General features: G+C 63.5%; 20 protein-coding genes. 7 read left to right on the forward strand and 13 right to left on the reverse strand.

All coding sequences use genetic code 11. From position 1 onward, the window contains the following. Nucleotide 1: 1 nt before the first annotated feature. Genes HMPREF2734_RS10865 through HMPREF2734_RS10895 form a run of 7 tightly spaced genes read right to left on the reverse strand, consistent with a single transcriptional unit; the run spans nt 2 to nt 6,692 of the window. Nucleotides 2–856 carry a J domain-containing protein gene (locus HMPREF2734_RS10865; protein ID WP_070570949.1) on the reverse strand — a complete coding sequence of 285 codons (855 nt, stop codon included), beginning with the start codon at nt 854–856 and terminating at the stop codon, nt 2–4. A gap of 12 nt (nt 857–868) precedes the next feature. Beyond that, nucleotides 869–1,516 (reverse strand): hypothetical protein, encoded by a 648-nt coding sequence (locus tag HMPREF2734_RS10870; protein WP_070570950.1) that lies wholly within the window; start codon nt 1,514–1,516, stop codon nt 869–871. Nucleotides 1,517–1,556: 40 nt separating this feature from the next. Further along, the gene (locus HMPREF2734_RS10875) at nt 1,557–2,420 is read right to left on the reverse strand and encodes a serine hydrolase (protein ID WP_210384761.1); all 864 of its coding nucleotides are present in this window, start codon (nt 2,418–2,420) and stop codon (nt 1,557–1,559) included. Between the two features lie 2 nt (nt 2,421–2,422). Next, nucleotides 2,423–3,298, reverse strand: a complete 876-nt coding sequence (locus HMPREF2734_RS10880; protein ID WP_083308167.1) for a serine hydrolase — start codon at nt 3,296–3,298, stop codon at nt 2,423–2,425. Nucleotides 3,299–3,320: 22 nt separating this feature from the next. Beyond that, nucleotides 3,321–4,865: a bifunctional phosphoribosylaminoimidazolecarboxamide formyltransferase/IMP cyclohydrolase gene (gene purH / locus HMPREF2734_RS10885; RefSeq protein ID WP_070421434.1), complete on the reverse strand. Its 1,545-nt coding sequence runs from the start codon at nt 4,863–4,865 to the stop codon at nt 3,321–3,323. After that, nucleotides 4,862–5,443: a phosphoribosylglycinamide formyltransferase gene (purN, locus tag HMPREF2734_RS10890; protein ID WP_371325687.1), complete on the reverse strand. Its 582-nt coding sequence runs from the start codon at nt 5,441–5,443 to the stop codon at nt 4,862–4,864. Before purN ends, purH begins: the two co-directional genes overlap by 4 nt. 10 nt (nt 5,444–5,453) lie before the next feature. Next, nucleotides 5,454–6,692, reverse strand: a complete 1,239-nt coding sequence (locus tag HMPREF2734_RS10895) for a cell division protein PerM (RefSeq protein ID WP_141750485.1) — start codon at nt 6,690–6,692, stop codon at nt 5,454–5,456. Nucleotides 6,693–6,992: 300 nt separating this feature from the next. On the opposite strand from HMPREF2734_RS10895, the gene HMPREF2734_RS10900 reads away from it, so the two are divergent. Then, complete coding sequence (locus tag HMPREF2734_RS10900; RefSeq protein ID WP_070421437.1) at nt 6,993–7,718, forward strand: M23 family metallopeptidase; 726 nt, start codon at nt 6,993–6,995, stop codon at nt 7,716–7,718. 289 nt (nt 7,719–8,007) lie between these two features. Further along, nucleotides 8,008–8,706, forward strand: a complete 699-nt coding sequence (locus tag HMPREF2734_RS10905; RefSeq protein WP_224212937.1) for a M23 family metallopeptidase — start codon at nt 8,008–8,010, stop codon at nt 8,704–8,706. Here the strand turns inward: HMPREF2734_RS10905 and pcrA are convergent. Next, on the reverse strand, nt 8,703–11,015 hold the full coding sequence (pcrA, locus tag HMPREF2734_RS10910) for a DNA helicase PcrA (RefSeq protein ID WP_070570952.1): 2,313 nt from the start codon (nt 11,013–11,015) through the stop codon (nt 8,703–8,705). The two genes, HMPREF2734_RS10905 and pcrA, sit on opposite strands and share 4 nt — an antisense overlap. Before the next feature lie 68 nt (nt 11,016–11,083). Between pcrA and HMPREF2734_RS10915 the strand changes: the two genes are divergently transcribed. Continuing rightward, the gene (locus tag HMPREF2734_RS10915) at nt 11,084–11,377 is read left to right on the forward strand and encodes a chorismate mutase (protein ID WP_070421440.1); all 294 of its coding nucleotides are present in this window, start codon (nt 11,084–11,086) and stop codon (nt 11,375–11,377) included. Between the two features lie 27 nt (nt 11,378–11,404). Here the strand turns inward: HMPREF2734_RS10915 and HMPREF2734_RS10920 are convergent, their stop codons facing one another. After that, entirely contained in the window at nt 11,405–11,740 is a 336-nt protein-coding gene (locus HMPREF2734_RS10920; RefSeq protein ID WP_070421441.1) for an antibiotic biosynthesis monooxygenase family protein, read from the reverse strand. Between the two features lie 118 nt (nt 11,741–11,858). Here HMPREF2734_RS10920 and pgi point away from each other — a divergent pair, with 118 nt between their 5' ends. Genes pgi through HMPREF2734_RS10935 form a run of 3 tightly spaced genes read left to right on the forward strand, consistent with a single transcriptional unit; the run spans nt 11,859 to nt 15,646 of the window. Continuing rightward, complete coding sequence (pgi, locus tag HMPREF2734_RS10925) at nt 11,859–13,496, forward strand: glucose-6-phosphate isomerase (RefSeq protein WP_070421486.1); 1,638 nt, start codon at nt 11,859–11,861, stop codon at nt 13,494–13,496. Then, nucleotides 13,496–14,983, forward strand: a complete 1,488-nt coding sequence (locus tag HMPREF2734_RS10930; RefSeq protein WP_070570953.1) for a glutamate-cysteine ligase family protein — start codon at nt 13,496–13,498, stop codon at nt 14,981–14,983. Before pgi ends, HMPREF2734_RS10930 begins: the two co-directional genes overlap by 1 nt. 15 nt (nt 14,984–14,998) lie before the next feature. Continuing rightward, nucleotides 14,999–15,646 carry a DedA family protein gene (locus HMPREF2734_RS10935; RefSeq protein ID WP_070570954.1) on the forward strand — a complete coding sequence of 216 codons (648 nt, stop codon included), beginning with the start codon at nt 14,999–15,001 and terminating at the stop codon, nt 15,644–15,646. A gap of 48 nt (nt 15,647–15,694) precedes the next feature. Here the strand turns inward: HMPREF2734_RS10935 and HMPREF2734_RS10940 are convergent, their stop codons facing one another. From HMPREF2734_RS10940 to HMPREF2734_RS10950, 3 genes are read right to left on the reverse strand one after another with little or no spacing between them, the layout of a single operon-like run. Further along, nucleotides 15,695–15,943, reverse strand: coding sequence for a hypothetical protein (locus HMPREF2734_RS10940; protein ID WP_070421444.1), 249 nt, complete (start codon nt 15,941–15,943; stop codon nt 15,695–15,697). A 10-nt stretch (nt 15,944–15,953) separates the two neighbouring features. Then, nucleotides 15,954–16,850 carry a RelA/SpoT domain-containing protein gene (locus HMPREF2734_RS10945; protein WP_070570955.1) on the reverse strand — a complete coding sequence of 299 codons (897 nt, stop codon included), beginning with the start codon at nt 16,848–16,850 and terminating at the stop codon, nt 15,954–15,956. Nucleotides 16,851–16,883: 33 nt separating this feature from the next. Next, entirely contained in the window at nt 16,884–17,693 is an 810-nt protein-coding gene (locus HMPREF2734_RS10950) for a DNA-formamidopyrimidine glycosylase family protein (RefSeq protein WP_070570956.1), read from the reverse strand. Between the two features lie 208 nt (nt 17,694–17,901). Here HMPREF2734_RS10950 and HMPREF2734_RS10955 point away from each other — a divergent pair, with 208 nt between their 5' ends. Beyond that, nucleotides 17,902–19,416: an HNH endonuclease signature motif containing protein gene (locus HMPREF2734_RS10955; protein WP_070570957.1), complete on the forward strand. Its 1,515-nt coding sequence runs from the start codon at nt 17,902–17,904 to the stop codon at nt 19,414–19,416. A gap of 10 nt (nt 19,417–19,426) precedes the next feature. Here the strand turns inward: HMPREF2734_RS10955 and HMPREF2734_RS10960 are convergent, their stop codons facing one another. Continuing rightward, nucleotides 19,427–24,091 carry an ATP-dependent helicase gene (locus tag HMPREF2734_RS10960; RefSeq protein WP_070570958.1) on the reverse strand — a complete coding sequence of 1,555 codons (4,665 nt, stop codon included), beginning with the start codon at nt 24,089–24,091 and terminating at the stop codon, nt 19,427–19,429. Nucleotides 24,092–24,095 lie beyond the last annotated feature (4 nt).

Below are 24,095 nucleotides of genomic sequence, written 5' to 3' on the forward strand. Positions count from 1 at the left end.
GTTAGTCAAAGATGTCGTAGAGCTTCCAGTCGCCGCCATCTCGAGCGAACAGAAACAGTTGGGTATTGACCGATGTCGCATGGACGTCCTTGTTTTTCACCTCCGTGTTGATCCCAACGAGTCGCGCCTCCTTGATCCCACTCAACCCGTAAAGACGGTCGAGGTAGTCGGTATTCTCCGACGCATCGTCACCTTGTTTCTTTGCGACGAGCTCCTTCAGGTCGTAGCTCTCCCCCACAACGTACTCGGCATCGTCGGATGATCCGATGCTCGTGTTCTCAAGCTTGTTTTCAAGCAACGCTGCACGGCCAGCAGCGGCATGCTGATTCATCCAGTCGGCCCTATCGTCCTCATCAAGCTGGGCGATTTCGTTGGCGAGCTTCTCAGGTCCGCTCGAGCCCAGCCCAGCGCCAACAAGCTGAGGAACTACCAGCGCAATGACGAGCACACCCGCAACAACAGCAGCAATAGGCCACCAACGCTTCACATCGAACGACTTCTCCGGTGTGTTGTCCCCTTCGCCAGAGCCGGGAACAACGGCTGGTTCGGAAACTTCGGGGGCTTCTGGTGCTTCGGGTGCGGTCGGTGCAGCCGTTGCAGCCGGTGACGCCATGGCGGCCAGCGACCGAAGGCTTTGCACGTTCATGGGCATGCCACTGTCGGCCTTCAAGCGAGAGTCGTACATCTGGCGCTTAGTCGGATCTCCCAGAATCTCCCGAGCCAGACGCAATTCCTCCTCGCCACCAGGGTTGGAAGTGAGACCGCTGTCGAGGCGTTGCGTGAGCTCGTCGACAAGCAGCTCGCTCGAAGCCGACGGATCAAGTTCGAGCGTCTTGTACAGGTTGTAATGCTGCATCCCGGTTTCCTTCTACTGCTCGCTGATGAAGACGGAGGCGTTGTTGCCGCCGGTGCAGCGGAAACCGCCCTGCGCTGGCGAGCAGGACATCATGTAGTACTGGCCGGTCTTCGGGCTCAGGCTACGCAGCGAAGTCGGCGTCTTTCCGTGCTCCGCGTAGTACGCGCGGAAATCATCACCAACGGCACGCGCGAAGCCCTCAGTTGTGACGGACGTTTCCGGCACGCCAACCCCGAAGGTACGGTTCTTCCGGTCAGTGTCTGGCTTCGCCGACGACGGTGCCGCCGATGGCTTTGCGCCGTCAGTCGCGACCCCACCTGGAGCACGCGTCGACGTTTCCACAACAGTGGAGGTCACCGGCTCTGTGGAACCGCTGGACGATCCGCCAAAGCTCCACGCGGCGAACGCGCCAAGGACCGCCAGGAGGGCAACGGCGAGCACGCCAATGATAATGTAGAGCACCCGGTTCGATGACTTCGGCTCTTGTGGGCCGGGCGCCGGCGCGTACGCAGGTTGGCTCCACTGCTGCTGTTCCCAACTTTGCGCCGGGAACTGCTGGGTGGGCATATGCTGCTGTGGTTGTCCCCACTCGTCGTATTCGGATGGTTTCGGGGTGTATGCCGCCCACTCATCGTTGGGGTTGGCATTTGGGTTCGACATCGTGGAATCTCCAAGCTACGGGGGTGTTTGTCCCCGCAGTCTATCGTCCAGCCTCCGAACAGTCAGGATTTGGCGAGCCCAATTGCAGCTCGAGCACAGCGTTTGTGAGATCAGTTGCCATCAATTGGGCCGTCGCATAGGTGCCGTCGGCGGGCGAAACTGTCAGCGCGATGCCGTAGCCGTTGTACAGGCCGAGCTGGCGCACGGTGTACTTCCCGTCGTCCCCCGGACCCCAGCCACCTTTGAAGGCAACATCCGGCAAAACCCCCAGACCGTAGCGCTGCTCCGGCACTACCTTGCGCATCATGTCGAGTACCTCGTCGGCCCCCGCCACACAGCGCAGGTTGGAGGCGAACACTGCCTGCTCACGAGTGCCCCATCGCGTTTGACCGAAAGCCGTGAATCCAGGCCTGAGCACAACGGTGTTCATCGGGAGATCTACTCCTGCTTCACGCAGCACTGCTTCTACCTCCGCAGGCTCAACCGTCGCCCACAGTGTTTCTGCTGCGAAGTTGTCTGAGGCGGTAATCGCAGACTCCGCAACCGGAAGTAGCGAAGGGTCTTTGCGAAGCGCAGCGACCGCGATCGGAACCTTCGAAGTTGACCACGCTACCTGCGGATCTTGTTCCGGCGATCCTACTGCGTCCCGGCCGTCAGACACCGCGAGCTCTGCCGTTCCCCCGTATTGAGCAACCACGGCATCGACTGCTGCTTGGAGCTGCGGTTGCAACTGCTCCAGAACAGGCGCGGGGACGGGCGAGGGTGCGAGTGAACTCGGCGTAATTACGTGGGTTGCCGTCACAGTTTCCGTCGCTGGTTCTGAGGCCCGCTCCCCTGCCCCGCACGCGCTGAGCGCAAGCCCAGCGGCGACCAGCGCTGCAGCAAACCTCAGTCGCGGCGTCATGTTTAGCAGCGGGCCGTCGGCAGATCGCCGCGCATTGCTGCGATGCCGTCCGCCAGCTCGTTGAGCATGGCGAAACTACCCTCGTGCCCCTTCGGGCTGTGCACGGTGATCGCCACTGCGATATCCCCGTTCGGCCCAGGGATGAGGCCAAACTGGCGGGCGAGGTGCCCGTTCTCGTAGTAGTTCCAGCCGCCCTTGAAGCGTGCACCAGGGATGCGCCCTACACCCCAGCGCTGATAATCGACGACGCGCCCCATCATGTCCAGCACCGGCTCATGCCCCTTCACGCAGCGCAGGCCCGATGCAAACGCCGCCTGGTCGCTGGTGGTCCACAGCGTGCCCATCTGGTATCCCGCGGAGTTGGTGGTCCGCGATCCTGCCTCGGCGATGATGCCGTCGAGTTCCGCGCCCGATACCTGGCCAAACATACGGTGCGCGGCAGGGTTATCGGAGCGGGTCACGGCGACCTCAGCATCCGGGTAGGCTGCCGGGCTCTTGCGCAGCGCACCAATAGCCACCGGGACCTTCATAGTGGAAAATGCCGGCTCCGGGCGGTTATCCCCTGCGGTAATACCACCGACAGATGCTGTCGCGCGGCCACCATGTCGCGCAACAACGTCGCGCACAAGCTGGTCAAGCTGCGCTTGGACCTCCGCGGCACTCTTGCCTGTCGGCGGTGTCTTCGCGGCAGCCGGTGCCGTCAGCGGCAACGGCAGATGGATGGCTCGCTGCACTTGCGGCGGCAGTTGCTTATAGGTCTGCACGATGGCCGGGCCTACAACCGGGATCTGATCAATCGCGGAGTAGGTGGGAATGGCCGGCAGGCCCGGAAGCGAAATACCTGCGGTGAGCGCAAGCGCGGCGAGCTTGGAGGACACGGAGGTACTCTCCTTCAGAGGGTTAGTGGGCGAAGTGGCGGGTTCCGGTGAGATACATGGTCACGCCGGCTTCCTTGGCTGCAGCGATGACTTCCTCGTCACGGATGGATCCGCCGGGCTGGACAACGGCCTTCACACCGGCGTCTGCAAGCAACTGGAATCCGTCGGCAAACGGGAAGAACGCGTCGGAGGCTGCCACGGCACCGTTGGTGCGGTTGCGGCCCTCGTCCAGTGTGTTCGCGCGGTCAACGGCCAGCTTGGCCGAATCGACGCGGTTGACCTGGCCCATGCCGATGCCCACCGATGCGCCGTCGTTGGCAATCAGGATGGCGTTGGACTTCACGCAACGCACCGAGCGCCACGCGAACTCAAGATCGGCGAGGGTCTGCTCGTCGGCAGCGTCGCCGGCAACCAGCTTCCAGTTGGCGGCTGCGTCGCCGTCGGCCTGGAACTGGTCGCGCTCCTGGACCAGCCAACCACCGGTGATCTGCTTGCGTTCCTCGGTGAGTTGCTCCGGGGTGACCTCCAGCAGGCGCAGGTTCTCCTTCGTGCGCAGCAGCTCGAGTGCTTCCGGCGCGAAAGACGGGGCGATGACCACCTCGGTGAAGATCGGGTGGATCTGCTCTGCAAGCTCAAGGGTGACCTCGCGGTTCGCGGCGATCACGCCGCCGTAAGCAGAGACAGGGTCGCAGGCGTGCGCCTTCTTGTGTGCATCCGCGATGGACTCGTCGGATACTGCGAGACCACACGGATTGGCGTGCTTGATAATCGCGACGCACGGACGGTTGTGATCCCAAGCCGCACGCCATGCGGCGTCAGCGTCCTGGTAGTTGTTGTAGCTCATTGCCTTGCCGCCGTGCTGCTTCGCAGCGGCAATGCCCCAGCCGTCGCTTTCCAGGCGGGCTGCCTGGTGCGGGTTCTCGCCGTAGCGCAGTTCCGTGGTCTGCGCACCAGACTCGGTCTGGCTCTCGAGCTGGGAGGCGAGCCAGGAGGACACGGCGGCGTCGTAACGCGCAGTGTGCGTGAACGCCTCGAGGGCGAGCTCGCGGCGCTCGTCGAGCGTAAAGCCACCGTTCTTCACGGCCTCCACAACGTCGGCGTAGCGCTTCGGGGAGGTCACAACCGCGACAGACGGGTGGTTCTTGGCTGCCGCGCGCACCATCGACGGACCACCGATATCGATCTGCTCGACGCACTCGTCAAAGTTGGCACCTGAGGCGACGGTTTCCTCGAACGGGTACAGGTTGACCACGACGAGCGAGAACGGCTCGATGCCCAGCTCCTCAAGCTGCGCCTTGTGGTCGTCCTTACGCAGGTCTGCCAGGATGCCCGAGTGCACGCGCGGGTGCAGCGTCTTCACACGGCCGTCGAGCACCTCCGGGAAACCGGTGACCTCTGCGACCTCGGTCACCGGCACGCCTGCGTCTGCAATGCGCTTCGCGGTGGAACCGGTGGAGACGATTTCTATGCCGGCTTCGCCCAACGCGCGAGCCAGATCCTCCAGCCCCGTCTTGTCGTAGACGCTGATTAGCGCGCGCTTGATTTCCCGCTTCGCGGCATTCGTCATGAGAAAAGGACCTTTCCGTTTACTACTTGAGCGTTATGGAGCAGTTCCACGATCTGCTCGCGCTCGACCTTCTTGATGCGCTCGTGCAGCGTGGAGGTGGTGTCGTCCGGCAGCACCTCAACGGCACGCTGGGCGATGATCTCGCCGCTATCCAGTCCGGAATCGACGTAGTGGACGGTGCAGCCGGTGACCTTCACACCGTATTCCAGAGCATCCCGGACAGCGTGTGCGCCCGGGAATGATGGCAGCAACGACGGGTGCGCGTTGATGGTTCGACCTTCATACTTCTCAAGGAAGGGCTTGCCCAGGATGCGCATGAAGCCCGCCGAAACGACAAGGTCTGGCTTCACGGACGCAAGCGTGGCGGCAAGTTTTTCGTTCCACGCGTTGCGGTTGGTTTCCATTGGCACCACTGCGGTGCGGATACCCGCGTTCTTCGCACGTTGGATCGCTGGGCAAATTTGATCCGCCACCACAATGTCGATGCGGTAGCGACCTTGCGCATTGTCGATCATGGACCGCAGCAACGTACCCGTTCCAGAGACGAGCACAGCAATTGATTTCACTGAATCACTCACGCGAAGCAGTCTAGCTGTCAGTGTTCGCAGGTGTGCGTTGCCTTAGCGCAGCTACCCCCAACACGGTTGCACCGGTGACGGCAACCCATACAAATAGCAGTAGCGCCAGCACCCAAGGGTCCACGCCGATGACCCCATAAGCGCCTGCTTGCCCTGAGGAGAAGACGCCTGCGGCCGCGCCGAATAGGGCGCACCACGTGGCAGTTGCTGCAATAGCAATCAGAGACACTTGCTTTGCGACGAAATACTGCACCAGCACCGCCGCCGGCACCACCAACAGCACCGGCGCCCACGCGGGCACCTCCGCCGGGATCGCACCAAACAGGGGCAGGGGTGGGTACGGGATCTGGACTGCGTCGAAGAGGTTTATCGAACCGGCACCGTAGGTAAAGGACCCGCCGAGCATGACCGACAGCGCCCCGATGGCTGCATTTGGCAGGTACGCCACACAGAGCACGAACAGGCCGATACCGCCGCCCCACCCGAGGGATGGGTACTGGCCGAGCAGTTCGCGAACCTCACCAAAACCTGCAACGAGGAACGCAAGGTAGATCACTGCGGCTGCGCTCAGCAGGCGTACAACGATCTTGCCTGCAGCCTCACCTGCATCAACGGTTTCCGCGGGAACCCCCGCACGCTTCGCGAGCGCATGCCACACCACGTTGCGGATTCCGATGCAGTAACCAATGAGGTGCAAGATGACCGGGCAAAGCAGCGCGGCCACGGGGTGTGGTGCGGCCACCGGATAGACGGCCGACGCGTCAGCGACCATGAACAACGCGATGCCGCTGAACACCAGCGCAAAGCCGATGACAAGACCAAGCAGCACGAGGAGGTCCAGGATGCTTACTCGTCCCGCCGTAGCCGCACGGATACGGCGCGCCACGAGTGCGACAACACCGATGGCTGGCAAAAGGGGTACGGCGGCGAGCTCGATGTCGTCGATACGCACTGGCACTCCGTGGAAGACGAACCAGCTCTCCCCCACCGCGGCAGGCAAGTAGGTCAGGCGCCAACCTGCGATGAGGATGACGGCAAAGCACACCACAAGCAGCCCGAGCCCGACGACAGCATTCGGCACAGCGACATACGGCAGGTAGTGCTTGATCCGCTCTTCGGTCGTCTCCGGGACCTTTGCGGGGGCAGACCGCTTCTTAATACCGGTGATCTTGCGCTTGGACATGCTGGCGTTGCGCGCACGGCGCCCGCTTGTCGACGACGCCGGGCGTGGTTTCGGTGTGGTGCTCATCCCCGCCAACTCTGCCACTCCTCACCCCCACTTCTGGGGAAGGACACCCGATCTTCCAATTTGCCCCACCCGTCCGGAGAGTCACACCATTCACATACGACTACACATGACGTGGATGCAACCGGGATGTAACACTGCGAAGACAGCGAACGATTAAGACAATTTTCAGATTCATCTTGCCCCGATGAAACCAATTCGTTACAGTAACCACTCGTAGATAACAGGAAGGTTACGATTCCCCTGCCGGAAACAGCACTAGCAGGGGGAATTCGGGCCAACGGGAAATCTCAAAGAGGGCACATGTTCATTTCGAAGAAGCAGGGCGGCAAGCACCGTAAGCAGACGCCGAACACGGGTCGCGCAGCTGTCGTCGCCGCCGCCACTGGCGCGGTTTCCACCGCCGGCTTCTCCGGCCTCGCCGCAGGCGCTCTCACCTCGGACAAGAGCCAGGACGCGGATTACTCCATCCAGCTCGCAGCCGATACCGACGAAATTGCCGGCACCCCAGACAGCGACGCCGCAACCCCGCAGATCCTGGCGATCGCGGAGTACAAGCCGGTTGAGAACCTTACCGACCAGCTCAACAAGGCAGTCCAGCACTCCGACGAGGTCGCTCGCCAAGACGAAGCAGCACGTGCCCCGCTGGTCGTCCGCCCGGCCGACGGCGCTTACACCTCCGGCTTCGGCATGCGCTGGGGTTCGATGCACTCCGGCATCGATATCGCCAACGTGGAAGGCACCCCGATCCGCGCAGTTGCCGATGGCACTGTGATCGACTCCGGCCCGGCCCAGGGCTACGGCCAGTGGATCCGCATCCGCCACGAGGACGGCTCCATTTCCGTCTACGGCCACATGCAGTCTCTGTACGTAGGCGTCGGCGAGCAGGTCCATGCCGGCCAGGACATCGCCGGCATGGGTTCGCTGGGCTTCTCCACCGGCTCGCACCTGCACTTTGAAATCTGGCCGGACGGCGCAACCGCTGTCGACCCGGAGCCTTGGTTGGCCGCACGCGGCATCCAGCTCTAGGCCACACACAGACTTCTGCCCCGCTTCGGCGGGGCTTTTTCATTGTTGGGTGTCCAACTTTTCGGAGCATGCGGGGGTACACTATCCACCCCCACAGGCAATTAACATCCGTAACAAATTTCACTTCAGTAACATCGCGCCTGCCTGCAGCGATACCACCTAGCTACGCCCAATTAGAACAAACGTGCAGGTCACGCCATTGCTTCGCGGGTGGACACACGTTAAATTGACCTGCTGTGCGCGTAGCCAAAGCTGCGCCGAACCAGACCTGCGTAGAGAAGGTAAAACTGTGAAAACCAGTCGTATGTTCCCCGGTGCCTCCGTGGCAGCCGCTGCAGCATTGGCGCTGACGCTTGTAGCGTCGCCAGCGCACGCACTGACCCTCACTGTCGGTGGCGCACCTATCGGCAACCAGGGCGACGCCTTGGGCGCCCTTGCAAAGGCTGCAGACGCCATCCTGGACAACGGTGCAACCGTGACCGCCGGCGGCTACAAGATCGTGTACGACCCGCGCGCCCTCGATGCGCCGCTGTCGGCCGCGTTCGCTCCTGCCGATGGCACGGACTGGGTCGCACCGCAGCGCGGCCGCACCGCAGATGGCCGCACCGTGGTCATGCCGGCGTCTGGCCGCTACACCTCCGGTTACGGTCCACGCTGGGGCACGTTCCACCGTGGCATCGACATTGCCAACACGGAAGGCACCCCGATCTACGCGGCAATGGACGGCACCGTCACCGCAGCAGGTCCGGCGCAGGGCTTTGGCAACTGGGTCGTGATCAAGCACGACGGTGGCGAAGAGACCGTCTACGGCCACATGCGTTACTACGACGTGCAGGTCGGCCAGCGCGTCAAGGCGGGCCAGAAGATCGCCTCCATCGGCAACGAGGGCTACTCCACGGGCCCGCACCTCCACTTCGAGGTCAAGCCGGACGGTGTGAACCACGCCGACCCCGAGGTCTGGCTGGCCCAGCAGGGTATCCGGATCTAAAGCTTTTCCATCGGCACCCCGCCGATGGTCATCAGCCTGACGGTGCCAGACGACCCGAAATCGATTGTCACCGTCTCCCTCACGCCGGAACCTTCCACGGTGAGGACCGTGCCCAACCCGTACTTCGCGTGGTTGACGCGGTCTCCGGCCACTAAGTTCAAATTCTTGTGCACCGTCTGTTTCGGTGCACGGCGCGCAGAGCGCATCTGCGTGTGTGGACGCGAGGGCGAGCCCCACGCATCCGCGTTGAAGGAGCGCTCCGGTTCCAACCTGCGCCAGTCGATGAGGTCCTCCGGGACCTCTGCGAGGAAGCGACTGGCCGGGTTGGTTACCGGAGAGCCCCACGATGAGCGCAGCATCGCACGCGTCAGATATAGCCGCTCGCGGGCGCGCGTAATCCCCACATACGCCAGGCGACGTTCCTCGGCGAGCTCCGCTGGATCCCCCAACGCACGCAGGTGTGGGAACTGTCCGTCCTCCCAGCCGGTAACAAACACCACCGGGAACTCCAGGCCCTTTGCAGTGTGCAACGTCATCAACGTGACCACGCCCTGCTCGTTGTCCGGCAACTGATCCGCATCAGCGACGAGCGAAACCTTTTCCAAAAACGCCTGCAGTGATCCCGGCGCGGGTTCGCCTTCCTGCATAACCTCGTCGATTTCTTCATCGGTCATGTACGCCATCTGGTTCGCAGCGTCCGAGGAGAACTCACGGGCGACAGAGACCAACTCGTTGAGGTTGTCCAGGCGCGCCCCGTCCTGCGGGTCGTTGGAGGCTTCAAGCTCTGCCTTGTAGCCGGTGGCATCAAGCACCTGGGCGACCAGTTGCCCGAGGTCTGGCATGCCGGTGACCTCATTGACCATGTTCGGCATGTCCTGGCGGAGCCCCCTCATCATGTCCACGAAGCGGGTAATGGAGTTCGTGGCGGCCTTGGCCAGCATGTCCACGTTGCCCTCAGTGGCGTCGATAAGCGAACGCCCAAAGCTTTGATTGTTTTGCTCCGAGTGCAGCGCCACCATGGCTTGCGCCTTGTCGCCAATGCCGCGTTTTGGCACGTTGACAATGCGCCGCATGCTCACCGTGTCGTCCGGGTTTTCTAGCACCTTCAGGTAAGCAACGATGTCGCGGATCTCGCGGCGCTCGTAGAAGCGGGTCCCGCCGACTACCTTGTACGGAATACCCGAGCGGATGAAAATGTCTTCCAACGCGCGCGAGGCGTTGTTGGTGCGATACATCACTGCGATATCCGAGTACGGCACGCCGCGATCCGACAGGGCATCGATTTCCGTGGCGATGAAGCGGGCCTCGTCGTGCTCGTTGTCCGCGACATAGCCGACGATCTTCTCCCCCGTGCCGTGGTCAGTCCACAGCTTCTTCGGGCGGCGGCCCTCGTTCTGCGCGATGACAGCGTTCGCGGCACTCAAGATGTTCTGCGTGGAGCGGTAGTTCTGCTCCAGCATGATCGTCTCCGCATCGGGGTAGTCGCGCTCGAACTCCTCGATGTTGCGGATCGTCGCGCCACGGAAGGCGTAAATGGACTGGTCAGAATCGCCCACCACCGCCAGCTCGGGCGCGTCGGGGCCGTCGCCCACCAGGGTGTGGATGAGTTCGTATTGAGCGTGGTTGGTGTCCTGGTATTCGTCGACAAGCACATGCCTGAAGCGACGCCGGTAGTACTCCGTGACCTGCGGATGCGTCTTGAAGATGCGGACTACCTCGCCGATCAGATCGTCGAAATCGAGCGCGTTGGATTGACGCAGGCGGCGCTGATATTCCGCGAACACGTTCGCCACCGTGGTCTCGAACGGGTTGTGGGTGCGTTGCGCCTGTGCTTGCGCCTGGTCCGGATCCACCAACTCGTTTTTCAGATTCGAAATCGCGTTGGCCAGCACGCGCGGCGAGAACTTCTTCAGATCCAAGTTCATGTCTTTGCCGATCATGCCGAGCAGTCGACGTGAATCGTCCGAATCATAAATAGTGAAGTTGGTATTCAACCCCGGCACCAACTGCGCCTGCTGGCGCAAAATACGCACGCACACCGAGTGGAACGTGGCCACCCACATGCGTTCCGCCTCAGGTCCGACGAGTTGGCCGACGCGCTCCTTCATCTCCGCTGCGGCCTTATTAGTAAAGGTGATGGCAAGGATCTGCCACGGCGCCACCCCACGGTTTTGCAGCAAATAGGCAATACGGCGGGTCAGCACCGCAGTTTTGCCGGAACCAGCGCCGGCGACGATAAGCAGCGGGCTACCTTCGTGCACGACGGCCGCCTGTTGCTGCGGGTTCAGGCCAAGGGTCACATCAGTCATGGCAGTCACTGTACTAACGCCGCCGACACGACCCTGACCGTGTGTTCGAACTGGCATAATCTACTGCCATGAGTGAGCTTGAAATCCGCATGCCATCCGGCACCGACGATCCCCTTTCGGACGCGGAGATCCAGGAATACCGCAAGGAAATCGACCGACTTGACCGCGTCATCCTCGACGCAGTGAAGCGCCGCAGCCAGATTTCCGCCGCGATTGGTAAGACACGCATGGGCTCGGGCGGCACGCGCCTTGTCCACACTCGCGAGGTGGCCATCATTAACCAGTTCCGCGACGAGTTGGGCGAGGAAGGCCCCGGCCTGGCACAGATCCTGCTGCGGCTCGGCCGGGGCAAGTTGGGTTAACGCACTTGGGGCTAGCGCTCCGGACGGCTAGTCCTGCTCGGTGGAATCGAGCACGACCTCAAATTCCAGCAGTTCAGCAGACTGTGACACCGGCTTGCGCGGGCCCTCACCGTTATCGCCGCCCTTGTCGCTTTCAGCGTGCCCGGCGCGGCCTGCGCCTTCCCACCAGGCGTTGTAGGACTCCTCGTCGGCCCAGCGGGTGACCACGAAGTAGCGCTCCTCCCCCTTGACCGGGCGCAGAAGCTGGAAGCCTTCGAAGCCGGGCTGGGAGTCGATGGCGTGCTTGCGGGCAGCGAAGCGGCGCTCGAGTTCCTCGCCGGCGCCTTCGGGGACAGTAATCGCGTTGATCTTGACGATGCTCATGGGCGCCATTATCCAGATTTGCCGGGTGGTGGGGTGTTACCCGGAAGGTACGGCAGGTTTTGACTACCGTAGTTTGCATTGAACGCTGGAGATGATCACCGCCGCCTGGGAGGCTGCAATGCACGACATTACGTCCGCACCGAGCTGGAAAAAGCTCGAAAAACTCCATGCTGAAACGTCTCGCACGACGCTGCGTGATCTGTTTCGGGCCGACGCGCAGCGCGCCGAGCGCTTCACTTTCGACGCCGCCGGTTTGCACGTGGATCTGTCGAAGAACCTGTTCAACGGGCGTGTCATGGAGGCGCTGATTGCACTTGCCGACGACGCCGACCTGACCGAACGCATCACTGCAATGTTTTCGGGCGAGCACCTCAACACCACCGAGGACCGGGCTGTGCTGCACACCGCGCTGCGCGCCCCGGCGGATCGGGCGCTGATCGTCGACGGCCAGGATGTCACCGCTGACGTGCACGATGTGCTGGAGCGCATGAGTGCGTTTGCGGAGTCGGTGCGCTCTGGCGATTGGCTCGGCCACACGGGCAAGCCGATTACCAAGGTGGTCAACATCGGCATCGGCGGCTCCGACCTGGGGCCAGCCATGGCTGCTCAGGCGTTGCGTACCTACGCGGATGCTGGGGTGAGCGCGGAGTTCGTCTCCAATGTGGATCCGGCCGATATGACCCGGGTGCTCGCTGACGCTGACCCGGAGCAGACGCTGTTTATCGTCGCCTCCAAAACGTTTACTACGCAGGAAACACTGTCTAACGCGCATGCGGCGAAGCGCTGGCTGCTCGAGGCTTTCGATGGCGACGACACCGCGGTTGCGAAGCACTTCGTAGCCGTCTCTACCAATGTGGAGAAGGTCTCCGAGTTCGGTATTAATACGAACAACATGTTCGGCTTCTGGGACTGGGTTGGCGGCCGCTACTCGGTGGATTCCGCGATCGGCCTGTCGCTGATGGTGGTCATTGGCCCGGAGCGATTCCGCGAGTTCCTCGCCGGGTTCCACGCGATGGATGAGCACTTCCGCACCACAGATTTCGAGCGCAACGTGCCTGTACTCATGGGGCTGCTCAACGTGTGGTACCGCAACTTCTACCAGGCCCAGACCCATGCGGTGTTGCCGTACGCGCAAGACCTCGCCCGCTTCCCTGCATACCTGCAGCAGTTGACCATGGAGTCCAACGGCAAGCGCACGCGTATCGACGGCACCCCGGTCACCTATGACACCGGCGAAATCTTCTTCGGCGAGCCCGGCACCAACGGCCAACACGCCTTTTTCCAATTGATCCACCAGGGCACCACACTGATTCCGGCGGACTTCATCGGCTTTGCCAAACCACGCGCTGATCTGCCCACCGCCACCGGCGAAGGCTCCATGCACGACCTGCTCATGGGTAATTTCTTCGCGCAGACGAAGGTGCTGGCGTTTGGCAAAACCCAGCAGGAAATCGAAGCAGAAGGTGTCCCGCATGCACTTGCGCCGCACAAGGTTATGCCTGGCAACCGCCCCACCACCACGATCCTGGCGGAGGAACTCTCCCCGCACTCCCTCGGCGCGTTGATTGCGTTGTACGAGCACATCGTGTTCGTGGAGGCCGCCATCTGGGGCATCAACGCCTTCGACCAGTGGGGCGTGGAGTTGGGCAAGGCTCAGGCCAATGACCTCGCCGCTGCCGTTGCGGGCGAGGAAGAGCCCGCCTCCGGCGACCAATCCACCGACAACCTCATCACCTGGTTTAGGGAGCACCGCTAATGGGCGACGCCATCTCATCCGAGTCCTACACGCCACGCCAGCGCACCACGTACCGCCGTCGGCTCGAGGATGAGCTGGAGCGCTTCGACCGGCACCTCCAGGGCGCCGAGTTCGTCGATCACGGCACGATCGGGCTGGAGTTGGAGCTCAATCTTGTCGACGACACCATGCTCCCCCACCCCAACAACCAAGCCGTGCTCGCGCTGCTTGATAGCGAGTACCAGGCCGAAATCGGCGCTTACAACGTGGAGATGAACCACCCACCCTTGGATATTCAAGGCCAGGGGCTAGCGGAGTTGGCTGGTGGCGTCGAGAAGCGACTTGCCCGCGTGCGCGAGGCAGCAAAGCGGGCCGGGTCGCACCTGGCAATGATCGGCACCCTGCCCACGATGACCTCGCAGTTTCTCGATAGCGACGAGTGGATGACGCCAGAGAATCGCTACGCCGGACTGAACAACTCGATCCTGGAATCGCGCGGTGAACTGGTCAAAATCGACCTGCGGGGCGAGGAGAAATACACCCACTACTTTGAGACCATCGCCCCCGAATCCACCTGCACATCCATGCAGCTACACCTCCAGGTGGCACCAGACCGGTTCGCGGAAGCGTGGAACGCTTCCCAAGCCATCGCGGGTGTGCAGGTCGCGCTCTCAGCAAACTCACCGCTGTTCCTCGGCCACAAGGTGTGGCACGAGTCGCGCATCCCGGTGTTCAAACAGTCCATCGATACACGCACCAAAGAACTGATCAACCAAGGCGTGCGCCCGCGTGTGTGGTTCGGCGAACGCTGGATCACCAGCGTCTTCGACCTGTTTGAAGAAAACGTGCGCTACTTCTCCCCGCTGCTGCCCGAAGGCCGCGCCGACGCAGGCACCCCGTTCATGAACGGCGACAACCCTGGCCTGCACTACCTCAACCTGCACAACGGCACGATCTGGCGCTGGAACCGGCCCATCTACGATCCGGCGGGCGAACTCAGCCACATCCGCGTGGAAAACCGCCTGCTTCCCGCTGGCCCGACCGTCAAGGACATCGTTGCCGACGCTGCGCTCTACTACGGCCTGGTCAAAGCCCTAAGCAACCAGACCCGACCTGTGTGGTCGCGCCTCACCTTCGACGCCGCAAACCGTAACTTCCTCGCCGGCGCCAAGCACGGCATCAACGCCGAGATGGAATGGCCGACGTTGGGTTCGGTTCCGGTACGTGAGCTCGTCGAGAAGCATCTGCTCGACCTCGCCTACGAGGGGCTGCGAGCCCTTGACGTGGACCAATCCTGCGCAGACGAAAACCTCGGCATCATCGAGGGCCGCGTGCGCACCGGCCAAAACGGGGCAACCTGGCAACTCGACGCCCTGAGCCGCGCCGCCGCCGGATCCAAACCCGCCACCAGCGAACGCGCCGAAGGCCTCGCACGGGTTTTGCGGCAGTACATCAAAAACTCCCAGGCAGACGCGCCGGTGCACACTTGGAACCTTGAGGTCGAATAAGGCAAGATAGGCCCAATGCAGAGCATCATCGACTGGATCGTCGGCCTAATGGAAACCCTTGGCGCCCCCGGTGTCGGCATTGCGATCCTCTTGGAGAACCTCTTCCCACCCATTCCGTCCGAGGTCGTACTGCCGCTGGCAGGCTTCACCGTCGCGCAGGGATCCCTGAACATGGTCAGCGTGTTCATCTGGTCCGTGCTTGGCTCCGTCATCGGCGCATACATCCTCTACGGCGTCGGCGCCTGGCTCGGCCTGGAGCGCCTGCGCAAGATCGCCGATTGGATGTGGCTCGTGCGCGCCTCCGACGTGGACGCATCGATGGATTTCTTCAACAAATACGGCAAGCCCAGCGTGTTCATCGGTCGCCTCATCCCGGGTGTGCGGTCGCTGATCTCCATCCCGGCGGGCCTGGGCAACATGAACCTTCTCACCTTCGGCCTGTGGACCACGCTTGGCTCCGGCATCTGGAACGCCATCCTGATCTACCTGGGCTACATCCTCGGCGACAACTGGGAAAAGGCCACCGAGTACGCGGACACCTACTCCAACGTCATCTACGTCGTGCTCATCCTGATCATCCTCGGATTCCTGGTGTTCTTCATCCGCCGCGCGCTCAGCGACTGGGAGGCGAAAAAGGCTGACACTGCGGACACCACCAAATAACCCGCTCGAGGGCGACCGATCACGAAAGTGACGGTCGCCCTCTCCCCTTTAAGAAACCTTCTCGCCTTGCGCCCAATACGAAGCAACATCGGGAAGTTCATCGACCGCGAAGTATCGGGAGTGCGTAACCTTCAAGTCTTCTAAGGACGGCGCCCCGATCACAACAATCTCGACATCTGGATTGTCGTTGGCCTGTTCTTCCTCAAGCCGCTGCAGGATCGCATCACGTACATCCGCATACTCTTTCATCCGAAGCGCGCCGGTCTTGCGGTTGAACACCATAAGGAAGTGCTTCATCGTCTCCCCCTCACTCTTCTACCTCGTACGAACTGAGACGTTGCGATAGGGCTCGCAAAGATTCAATGAGGCTCAGAATACTCGAGGCATGCTGACTCGTAGCAGTCTCCGAGTACGACAATGCTCGAAAAGCTTCCGCCCGCAATTCATGCAGCCTCGAGTTCAATGGCAGACCCATCGGGATATTCGCTAACTGCTTCATCGAGTTCGAACTACTCCGACGCGTCGCTGCTCGTTGCCGTTCCATATGGTGAATATCACGCGCAATCGCAACTAGCGCATCAAAAACCCTGGCTAGCTCTTTATTCCCTGGCCGCGCATCGCTTTCGTATCGGATCTTTCGCCCAGTTTTGTCCGCTAACTTTTCAAAGGTGTTCGCCCACTCCGACTGGAGCAAGGTTCGCATTTGGAGTTCGACATTACCCGCAGCCGACTGAACCACCAGATGAATAGCCCGGTAACCCCCGGGCTGCGCACGGGCGATATAGTCACGCTCAATCACACGATGCCCCTCTGCCCGCAGCACCTGCTGCAGCTCCCATGAGAGATGGCGCAAATCGTCGTGCAACACGTTGGCCGTAATTCGAGCCCCGGCGAAATCCCACATCCGGCCGAGTTGAACCTTCTTCGTTTTGTCCTCATTCGACCGTCTGATTTTGTCACCAATAGTCGCCTGCGATTTCACTCGATAAGCACTGACAATGTCCGGACTTTGGTTTTCCTGGCCAAAAAGTTCCTGCGCAAAACCTGCACAGGCAGCAGCAGTCCGTCGAGCTAACTCGTCGTGCCAGATAATCATCTCCGCGGCTTCCGCAGGAACACTGGCACTACCAGCGAAATATTCTCCGAGCCGGTCGATTTCTCGCTTCTCCCACGGACGTTTTTCTCTCAAAAATTCAAAGTCCATATCTCGCCCCCCCTTTTCCAGAAATGGAATATATCAGGGCTCCGGCTGACACCGCGGACACCACCAAATAACCCGCTCGAGGTCGCCGTCGCCGCCGAGAAATCCCTTCTCAATGAGCGTGCCGCAGCGCCTACACGGCTTGTTGTTGCGGCCGAACACGTAACTTGTCTCCCCCGCCCGCTTGATCCCAGTGGTCACGCGGACGGGGGCGTCTTTATTCGCCCACATCAGCCGTCGCGCAAGACGCACATGCTTTTCGACGTCCACCTCCCCCACCCGTTCCCTCGGGTGGGTACCCGCGAGGAAGTTGATCTCCGCGCGGTACTCGTTCCCAATGCCGGCAAGATTGCGCTGATCCAGCAGGGCACGTCCGATTTCGAGGTTCGGCTGTGCCTCGATGCGCCTGACTGCCTCCGCCAGGTCGAAATCCGGATCGAGCAAATCCGGACCGAGATACCCCATCTCCTGCTCGTACTGGCGGGCTGGGAACACCCGAACGAGGCCGAGCCAAAAGCCGACGAGTTCGATGTCGGGGTGGGGGTCGTCGCTAAGCGAAAGCACCACGCGAGCCGCATGAGCGGGCTTCTTCCAGCGTGTGCCGGCGCGATGCATCGACCACGTGCCCTCCATTTTGAGGTGCGTGTGCAGGATTTGCGCCTGGTGGCCGTCTTTTTTGAATTCCATGAACAGGTGCTTGCCGCGGGGCCAAACGCGCTCGCAGGTCATGCCCGTGAAATCGACGGTGGCGTAACGCGGGACGCGAATGCTTGTGGCTGTGACTTCGCGATTTTGCATCCACTGCAGGCGCTTTGACAGCTGATAGACGGAATCACCTTCAGGCATAGTGGAGCCCATGTTCCGCTTTCTGGGAAACTTTTTCAATTCTGGGCCGAGCCCGGAGGAGTCGCTTGTGGGCCAGGCGAATCCGCGGCTCGGCCTTGCGGCGGCAGCGCACCTGGTCAGACAGTTACAGTAGAACGCGTGTTCGAACGTTCGGTTTTGACGTCGGGCGCGTTGATACATTGACCCTCAACTACGTAAAGGAGGGGACATGAACGACGTATCACGCCTCGTTGACCAGGTCGTCGACAGTCTGACGCAGCTGCGTCTGCTTTTCGACGACCCCACGTCCCTCCCCTTCCCCACCATCGCCCGCGACATCGCACGCCTCGAACAAGCTATGGATAAGAAGGCCTACGTCGACGCCTCCTTTGCACACGCCTGTGTGCTCGCCGATGCAGGCAAACTCGTCGGCGCGAACTACCCGGATGCCTACCTCATGGAGATGTTGGGCATCTCCAAGGGCGAGGCCTACAACCGGCTCGCCCGCGCCAAAGCCATGTTCGCCCCGCCCCCGCCGCCCGAGCCCGACCTGGACGATTTCCTCGGGGACCTGTTTGGCACCGGCGATGAGCCGACCGATGAGGAGCGCGCCGCCGCCGAAGAAGCCGCCCGCAAGGCCGCCGACGAGGAAGCCGAGCGTCGCCGCAAAGACCAGGAGGACGCCCGCCGTCGCGCCGGCGAGGTCCCCGCCGCCAAGCAGGACATCATCCGGCGAGAACTCGACAAACTGCTCAAGGCCGCCGAGGGCGAACGCATGAGCATCTACGCCCGCGCCATGGAGGAAGCGAAGACACGCAGCGAAAAGGACCTGCGGCTGTTTGTGAAGCGCCTCGTGGACAAGGCGAACAAGCCACACGCAAAGAAGAACCCCAACGCTGGCTTTGAAAAGCGCGAGGCCACCCTGGGCAAGGAAAACTCCGACGGCACCTACGACGTGCGCCTTCACATGACCGCAGGCGACTACGCCCTCTACAAAGCACTCACCGACAAGGGGCTCGCACCAAACTCCAACATCCCGGCTGAACACCAGCAGGACCGCGACCCCCGCACCCGAGGCCAGCGCCGCTACGACCAGTTCATGGCCATCATGCGCCAATACGAGCACGGCGAGCAGGCCGCCAACGGCGGCGCGGCCTCCGTGGTGGTGTCGGTGACGCTGGACGATCTTGCCGACGCCGACGCCACCACCCTGTTCCAAACCAACGTCGGCGTGGAGCTCAACGCCTTCGACCTCGTGCGCCTCGGCATGGACGGCACCTCCGACTTCCTGCTCACCGTCGACGGCCTCACCGGAGTGCCGCTGCACCTGGGCAGGTCGAAGCGGCTCGCGTCTGTTGCGCAACGCATCGCGATGTTCGCCATCCAAGGCGTGTGCTCATGGGCCGGCTGCACCACCGCGATGAGCGAGTGCGAAGCCCACCACATCATTTCGTGGCTGCGGCACGGCGGCACCGACATCACCAACCTCACCGGCCTGTGCCCCACCCATCACCGGTGCAACAATGACCACCGGGACGGCTCCTTTAACAAGGGCTACATGGATTACGACCCCACAACCGGCACCGCCGTGCTGGTCAAGGCAGACGGCACCCGCCACGTAAACACCACGGACCCCGCCATGCACTCGGCGGTCAACCGAATCCGGGCGAAACGGACCCGGGCGGCGGGGCAACCGCCGGGGACCACCCACCGGCCGGTACCCCGCGTGCCGCTACGGCCCTAAAGCGTGGACCCTAGTCGTGAAAGGTGAGCCCATCCGCTGGGCCACCCAAATCAGACCCGCCTTCCGGTCCCTCCGCACCGTCTAGCTCTCCCAGCGCCTCCGTTATGCTGCGCCCGCGCCGCTTCGGGGGTGCCGAGGCACGCTCTCCGATCTTCGCCCCCTTGTGGGTCACCGTCGCCCCGAAGTCTTTCAGAGAAAAGGCAGGACCGCCGTTAAGCTTTTCCACGCTCAACGGCTGCATGCGGCCGGCCCGGACCGCTTGAGTCAGGGCATCGACGACCAACGGCATCGGGTCCCCTACCCCGTCGGGGAAGAAATCGAAGAAGGTGGTCATGGTTCTCCCGCCGCGGGTGATGTGGGCGGCTAAGAGGCCGTCGACAAGCACCACCATGGCACCGGCCGAGCGGGTCGGCCCCTGCGCCGGCCACGGCAGAGCCGCCCCGTACGAGTTCGCCGGGTCGGTGGCGGCCAGCACGTGCACCTGCGGATCGCGCGCACCGGAGGGCCAGCCCACCACGTCGTCGGTGTCCTGGTGCCCGCGCAGCCGATCGATGGTGGCCGGGGTGGAAAACTGCGAGGCCCCAAGCCCCTCCACGAGGTAGCCGCGCATCGCCTTGCCTGATTCCTCAAAACCAGACAAGGTTTTGTAGGCCAGCGCGAACCCGCCCAGGATGTCCTCGGCTACCACCGAACCGCGGGTGACCACCCCGTAGCGGTCCAGCAGCGACTCCCCTAAAGCCACCGAGCGACGCGTGGGGTCGCTATCAGGCGTGGGCGTGAGCGACCAACGGCCCACCATGTCGGGCGGGACCGTCGACGCGAACGAGGTCCGCCCCGAGCGCACCCTGCTTCGCTGCGGTCGCCGGCGCGCCCGGTGCGCCGTCTTCCCACCCGCCAACCGGGCCCGGATCGGAGCAAACGAATCCGGCGCGAGGAAGCCGGCCTCCACCAGGTCCCACATGGCTTCGCGCAGCTCCTCGGTGGTGGTCGAGGGTTCAAGCAGATCGCCGAACAGGAACCCGCCGCCGCGGCGCACCTTTTCCATCACCTGGGTTTGGGTCAGCGACAGCAGTGGCTCCTCGACCTGCGGCATGAGTTGGGCCGCGTAGTCGGCGGGCAGCAGCATGATCCACGGGTCACGCGCCCCTGCCTTGCCGGCGCCGACGATGGCAACCTCGCCGTTGGCGGTGAGCTCGTCGAGCATCACCGGCGAGTAGTCGCCCACGCGCGACGGGAAAATATGTGATTCCCAGGCACTTGCGGGCAGGCGCACCCCGGCGAGCTGCTCGATCACCGAGTAGACCCCGTCGGCGCCCCGCAGCGCGGGCGTGACCCCCACCGGAGCGACGTTTGACCACGAAGGCAGAAAACGCCCATACGCAGACTGCGACACGGGCCGGGTCTGGGCGCGCGCCGCCGCCAGCGAGCGCGACCGGATGATGCGCAGCACCTCGGCGGCGACGTACTCCTGCTCCTCTACCCCCTGCCGGTAGCGGCCCTCGATGACCTTGTCCTTGTCCACCAGCGGCATCAGCGCTGCATGCGCCGCACCGACGGCCAGCCCGAACGCGTCCGCAAGGTCGCGCAACACAAAAGGCCCGCGGGTGCGCACCCAACGCCCCACCAGTTGCGCCAACGCATCCGGGATGGTCTGCACCTGGGCGGGGACGCCGGGCGGGACGGGCACGCCGAGGCCGTCGCGAAGCAAGGGCGCGTCCAGCACCTGGGCGACGTGCTCGCGCCCGCCGATGCGCACCAGCATCATGCGTGCCCCCAGGGACTGCTCCAGGGAGGTCAGGGGAACTGTGGTGTAGGTGGGCAGGTCGTCGATAGGCACGGGCCCCACGATGCGCAGGGTGTCGGCGAACTGCTCGGAAGTCTCCGCGCGGCCCACCCGGCGCAGCGAGGCGTCGACCTCCGCGATGATGTCGGCATCCAGCAGCTCGCGCAACTCCACGGTGCCCAGCAGTTTGGCCAGCAGGGACGGGTCCAAGGACAGCGCCGCGGCCCGCTTCTCGGCCAGCGGGGTGTCGCCCTCGTACATGAACGCGCCGGTGTAGTTGAACAGCAGCGACGAGGCGAACGGGCTCGGCTGGTCCGTGGTCACCTCGGCGATGCGCACCCGGCGCGTATTGATGTCGCGCATCACCTCCTGCAGCGCCGGCAGGTCGTAGACGTCCTGGAGGCACTCGCGCACCGTTTCCAGGATGATTGGAAACGACGGGTAATTCCGGGCCACATCCAACAGCTGCTCGGCGCGCTGGCGCTGCTGCCACAGGGGTGCACGCTTGCCGGGGTTGCGGCGCGGCAACAGCAGGGCACGGGCGGCGCACTCGCGGAACCGGGAGGCGAACAGGGCGGAGTTACCCACTTGTTCGGTGACAATGTCGGCGATCTCGTCGGCGTCGAATTGGAAGATCGCCCCGTCGGGCTCCCTCTCGCCTTGCGGCAGGCGCAGCACGATGCCGTCGTCGCCCGCCACCGCCTGGGCATCCATCCCGGTCTCCTGGGCGACCCGCCAGCCTGTGGCCAGGGCCCACGCCGCGTTGACACCCTTGCCAAACGGGGTGTGCAGCACGACGCGCCAGTCGCCTAACTCGTCGGTGAAGCGCTCCAGCACGAGGGTTTTCTCGTCGGGGAGGATGCCGGTGGCCTCCTCCTGCTCGTCGAGGTATTGCAGCAGGTTGGCCCGGGCGCGCTCGTCCAAGCTTTCGTCCAAAGCACTTTTTGCTTCTCGACGAAACGCCCCCACCGCCTTACCCAACTCATACGGCCTACCCAGCCCGTCGCCTGTCCAGAACGGCAGGCGGCCGGTGTGGCCGGGCGCGGGTGAGACCTGCACCTGGTCGCGGGTGATGTTCTCGATGCGCCACGAGGAGGCGCCGAGGGTGAACACGTCGCCGACGCGGGACTCGTAGACCATCTCCTCGTCCAACTCGCCGACGCGCCGGGGTGCTTTGTCCTCGGCGCCCGCGAGCAGGAAGACGCCGAACATGCCGCGGTCCGGGATGGTGCCCGCGTTGGTCACCGCGACCCGCTGGGCGCCGGGCCGGGCCTTCAAGACAGTGCCCTCGAGGATGGCGCGGGGCCGCAGCTCGGCGAAGTCGGTGGACGGATAGACGCCGATGACCAGGTCGATCACCGAGTCGAACACCTCGCGGGCCAGGTCACGGTAGGGCCAGGCGCGACGCACGGTGTCGTACCACTCGTCCACATCGAGGTCCTCCACCGCGACGGCCGCCACGGTCTGCTGCGCGAGCACGTCCAAGGGGCTTCGCGGGGTGTGCAGCTCCTCGATCAGCCCTTGGCGCATCCGGGGCACCGTCACCGCAGTTTGCACCAGGTCGGAGCGGTGCTTCGGGTAGAACGTGCCCTCGGAGACCGCCCCCACGGTGTGCCCGGCGCGGCCCACGCGCTGCAGGCCGGAGGCAACCGACGGCGGCGACTCCACCTGGATGACCAGGTCCACCGCCCCCATGTCGATGCCCAGCTCCAGCGAGGAGGTGGACACCACCGCGCGCAGGGTGCCCTCTTTCAGCATGGTTTCGGTCTGGGCGCGCTCGTCCTTGGACACGCTGCCGTGGTGGGCGCGCGCGATCACGGTCGCGGCGTGGCCTGCGGTGTCCACCGACTTCATCAGCTGCGCCGGCGGGCGGCGGGTCTGCGGGGAGAGCGCCTCCGGGTCGTGCTCCTTCGCCCAGAGCTCGTTTAGCTGGCTGGTCAGGCGTTCCGCGGTGCGACGCGAGTTGACGAAGACGATGGTGGACCGGTGGGCCATGACTTCGTCGTAAATCGCGCGCTCGATGTGGGGCCAGATGGAGTTGGTGGCACCGGGCGGCGGCGCGTCCAGGTCGTTGTCCAGGGCGTCGTCGAACACCGCGTCGCCGATGGTGGAGGCGTCCTCGGGAACGGGCAGGTCGCTCATGTCGTCGACGGGCACCCGCACGTCGAGCTCCCAGCGCTTCTCCCCCGGCGGGTTGATGATCGTCGTCTTGGGGCCCAAAAAGTTGGCCACCGCCTCGATCGGGCGCACCGTGGCCGAGAGCCCAATGCGCTGGAAGTCCCCGGCGAGGCGGCGCAGGCGCTCCAGCGAAAGCGCGAGGTGCACGCCGCGCTTGGTGCCGGCCAGGGCGTGGATTTCGTCGACAATGACCGTGTCCACCGTCTTCAGAATGCCCGCCGCCTTGGACGTGAGCATGAGATACAGCGACTCCGGCGTGGTGATCAGAATGTCCGGCGGCTTTCGCACCTGCCGGTTGCGCTCCGCCTGCGGAGTATCGCCCGAGCGCACCCCCACCGAAATGTCCGGCATGTCGCGGCCCAAACGCTGCGCCACCCGCGCAATGCCAGCCAGGGGTGCGCGGAGGTTGTTCTCCACATCCACGCCGAGGGCCTTCAGCGGCGAAATATAAAGGACGCGCACGCCGCCGTGGGTGGAGGTGTTCGCCCCATCGATGGGCAGCGCCTGCTGGCCGGCCCGCTCCACCAGGGAGTTCAGCGCCCACAAGAACGCCGCCAGCGTCTTGCCGGAGCCGGTGGGTGCGACGACGAGGGCGTTTTCGTCGTCAGAAATCGCGCGCCACGCCTGCTCCTGCACCGCCGTGGGCGCTGCGAAGACATCCTGGAACCACCCCGCCACCTGCGGGTGAAAGCGGTCCAAGATCGAGCCAGTCATTTCG

Origin of the sequence: Corynebacterium sp. HMSC055D05 (assembly GCF_001810365.1) — a bacterium.
Lineage (GTDB): Bacteria > Actinomycetota > Actinomycetes > Mycobacteriales > Mycobacteriaceae > Corynebacterium > Corynebacterium coyleae.